Consider the following 736-nt stretch of genomic DNA (forward strand, 5'->3'; position numbering starts at 1 on the left):
CCAGGCCGGGTGACCTGGCCGGGGCGGCGGTGCAGGGGCTGGTGCGGTCGGCGCAGTCGGAGCAGCCGGGCCGGTTCGTGCTGGCCGAGGCGGAGGACGGGTACGCCGACTGGGCCAGGATCGCGGCCGTCGGGGAGCCGCAGGTCCGCGTACGTCAGGGCAAGCTCCTCGTGCCCCGCCTGACCCGCCGCGAGCCCGTCGCCGGGTCCCTGGGCGAGGTGCCGGGGACGGTGCTGGTCACGGGCGGCACCGGCGGCCTGGGGGCGCTGGTGGCGCGGCGGCTGGTGGAGCGGCACGGGGTGCGTGACCTGCTGCTGGTGTCGCGGCGCGGCCCGCTAGCCCCTGGAGCGGGGGCGCTGGTGGCCGAGCTGGAGGGCCTGGGAGCGCGGGTCGCCGTGGCGGCCTGCGACGTGTCCGACCGCCACGCGCTGGCGGCGGTGCTGGCTTCGGTGTCCCTGGCTGGTGTGGTGCACGCGGCCGGGGTGCTGGACGACGCGCTGGTGGAGGACCTGACGCCGGATCGGATGGAGTCGGTGCTGGCGCCGAAGGCGGACGCGGCCTGGCACCTGCACGAGCTGACGCGCGACCGGTCGTTGTCGATGTTCGTGTTGTTCTCCTCGCTGGCCGGCGTGCTGGGCAACGCGGGGCAGGGCAACTACGCCGCCGCCAACGCCTTCCTGGACGCGCTCGCGACACACCGCCACGACCAGGGACTGCCGGCGGTCTCGGTGGCCTG

1 protein-coding gene is annotated in these 736 nt (G+C 76.4%); it reads left to right on the plus strand.

All coding sequences use genetic code 11. The annotated features are described in order from the left end of the window. A partial coding sequence (locus ACTWPW_RS64490; protein WP_443175083.1) for a beta-ketoacyl reductase occupies nucleotides 1-736 on the plus strand: 736 nt, incomplete at both ends.

Source organism: Nonomuraea sp. KM90 (genome assembly GCF_052246675.1).
Classification (GTDB): domain Bacteria; phylum Actinomycetota; class Actinomycetes; order Streptosporangiales; family Streptosporangiaceae; genus Nonomuraea.